This is a genomic window from Mesorhizobium sp. M7A.F.Ca.US.007.01.2.1 (genome assembly GCF_003998165.1).
In the GTDB taxonomy this organism is placed as follows: Bacteria; Pseudomonadota; Alphaproteobacteria; order Rhizobiales; family Rhizobiaceae; genus Mesorhizobium; species Mesorhizobium ciceri.
The window spans coordinates 1-2,595 of record NZ_RZQP01000414.1 but is presented as its reverse complement, the minus strand read 5'-3'; the positions used below and the strand labels follow the sequence as shown (position 1 = coordinate 2,595).

General features: G+C 63.4%; 3 protein-coding genes. All 3 read right to left on the bottom strand.

Features of this window, described 5'->3' with window-relative positions; genetic code table 11:
* Positions 1-652 (bottom strand): Hsp70 family protein (locus tag EN949_RS34500; protein ID WP_164782655.1); only part of this gene is annotated, 652 nt, incomplete at its 3' end.
* Between the two features lie 169 nt (positions 653-821).
* The gene (locus EN949_RS34495; protein WP_127370731.1) at positions 822-1,613 is read right to left on the bottom strand and encodes a TIGR02186 family protein; all 792 of its coding nucleotides are present in this window, start codon (positions 1,611-1,613) and stop codon (positions 822-824) included.
* The gene (locus tag EN949_RS34490) at positions 1,613-2,536 is read right to left on the bottom strand and encodes a sulfite exporter TauE/SafE family protein (protein WP_013533663.1); all 924 of its coding nucleotides are present in this window, start codon (positions 2,534-2,536) and stop codon (positions 1,613-1,615) included. The genes EN949_RS34495 and EN949_RS34490 overlap by 1 nt, the downstream gene beginning before the upstream one ends.
* Between the last annotated feature and the right edge of the window lie 59 nt (positions 2,537-2,595).

The following is a 2,595-nucleotide window of genomic DNA, read 5'->3' as shown; positions in this document are numbered from 1 at the left end:
CGATATGAACGCCCCGGCTGGCCAGGATGTCGTCCTTGCGGTCGAGCAAACGGGAGCGCTGCGGCGAGACGCGCACGATCGAGAAGTCCGACGTGCCGCCGCCCATATCGATGATCAGCGCCAGTTCCTCGCGTGTCACCTTCTGCTCGTAGTCGAGCGCCGCCGCGATCGGCTCGAACTGGAAAGCGATGTGCTTGAAGCCCTGGGCACGCGCGGCGTTCTCGAGTTCGCTTTGCGCCTTCGCGTCGGCCTCGGCATCGTCATCGACGAATTGCACCGGCCGGCCAAGAACGACGGTCTCGACCGTATCGCCGGCATCGGCTTCCAGCCTCTTCTTGAGATGGCCAAGGAACATGCCGACGATCTCCATGAAGCCGATCGACCGCGATTTGATGCGGGTCTTTTCATGGGCCAGCGAACTGCCGAGCACGCTCTTCAGCGAACGCATCAGCCGGCCTTCGATGCTGTCGGTGTAATTGGCGATGGCCTGGCGGCCAAAGCAGGTGCGGTTGTCCTCGAAGTTGAAGAACACGGCACTGGGCAGCGTGACCTGGCCGTTCTCCAGCGCGACGAGGCGCGGCTGCCCGTTGCGGACCACGCCCACGGTGGAGTTCGAAGTGCCGAAGTCGATGCCGCCGAAGGCTGGTCGCATGACAAGTTCCTGCATTTGTCGTCGGCGAGCCGACAGGCGCCATGAGAAATCGCGCGCTGTCCGGGGACGGGCTGCTCTGCCGAACCGAATTGTTTGTGTCTGCCATTTGGCTGGGGAGCGCGGTCTACCGCATGCCTCGGCAAAGGGAAACCACTTTTCGGGGAAAATCCTAATCTCGCCGGAAGATCAGCCTTCCGAGCCAGCCGGTCAGCATGGCCAGCGATATCGCGAAGACGCCGTAGAGGAAGGAATAATTGTGCGCGACACGGAAGATCGACTGCTCGAAACCGGATTTGCGGATTTCGAGCTGGGCCGAGCTTTCCTTGATGAACAGACCGCTCTTGAACAGGAACGCGCGGGCTTTGTGGGTTCCAACCGGCACATTTGGCGCCAGCCTCACTGTGGCGCGGAAAAGGTTCTGCGACAGGAATTGCACGCCGCCGACATTCTCGCTGTAGAGCCCGGTCGCCGACTTGCGCTCCCGCAGTGCCGCCGTAAACTCCTCGATCGTCGCCGGGCTGTCGCCGGCATCGGCGGGCTGCATGTAGAGGTTGGAGGCGCCGAGCGACAGCTGCTTGTAGCTGTTGGGTTCGGTGATGTCCTGCAGCGGCCGCGTCGTCGCCACCGAATAGGAGACCGGCACGTTTTCGAAGGTCTCAGAGTCCAGATTGACCCAGACGCCGAGCACCCTGTCCTTGCGGCGCACCACCACCGGTTTGGGCGGACCTTCGAGCACGACGATGACGTCGTAGCGGCCCTGGCGCGCGACGAGTGGATCCGGGTTCTCCAGCGAACCGAAGATGGTCAGATCGGCCCCGGAAAAACCGGCGGTGATCGAGACGTTGTCGGTGGAGAGACCGATCTGGATGCCTTCGGTCAGCGGGACCTGTGCCTTCGCCGGCACGGCGGCCGCAACCAGCGACAGGACAATGGCGGTTGCGAATGTGCTGCGAGCCTTCATCAGTTGAGGCCCGCGGCAGACAGCGAATAGAGGTTGGGCGGGGTGACGAAAAGATCGATCGCCAATCGTATCGCCACCGCCAGCACCAGCAGTGCCAGCAAGGCCCTGAGCTGCTCGCCGCGCAGCCTCTGGCCGGCCTTGGCGCCGTACTGCGCGCCGGCGACGCCGCCCGCCATCAGCAGGAAGGCCAGCACGACATCGACTGTCTGGTTGGTGGTGGCGTGGACCAGCGTCGTATAGGCGGAGGTGAAGATGATCTGGAACAGCGAGGTGCCGATGACGACATTGGTCGGCACTTTCAGCAGATAGATCAGTGCCGGCACCATGATGAAGCCGCCGCCGACGCCCATGATCGACGACAGGAAGCCGATGCCGGCGCCAAGCCCAAGGACGGGGATGACGCTGACGAACAGTTTTGACGCCCTGAAGCGCATCTTCAGCGGCAAGCGGTGGATCCAGTTGTGCTGGCCGGATTTCTTCAGCACCGGCGCCGCACCGCTGCGCGTCGCGCGCAGCGCATTGACGCTTTCGACCAGCATCAGCCCGCCGACGGTGCCGAGCAGCACGACGTAGAGCAGCGAGATGAACAGGTCGAGCTGGCCGAGCCTGCGCAGGAAGGCGAAGACGTAGATGCCGCCGGTGGAACCGACAATGCCGCCGGCCAGCAACACCCCGCCGAGCTTGAGGTCGAGCGTACCGCGCTTCATGTGCGAAAGGACGCCGGAGACGGAGGAGGCGATGACCTGGTTGGCGCCAGTGGCGACAGCGATCGCCGGAGGGATGTTGTAGAAGATCAACAGCGGCGTGATGAGGAAGCCGCCGCCGACGCCGAACATGCCCGACAGGAAACCCACCGCCGCGCCCATCGCCAGCAGGACGAAGATATTGACGGAAATTTCCGCGATCGGGAGATAGATGCCCACCCGTCAGTCTCGATCAGTTCTGCCTGTCGGCGAATGCAACCGTTGCGGGCATCTTGGAC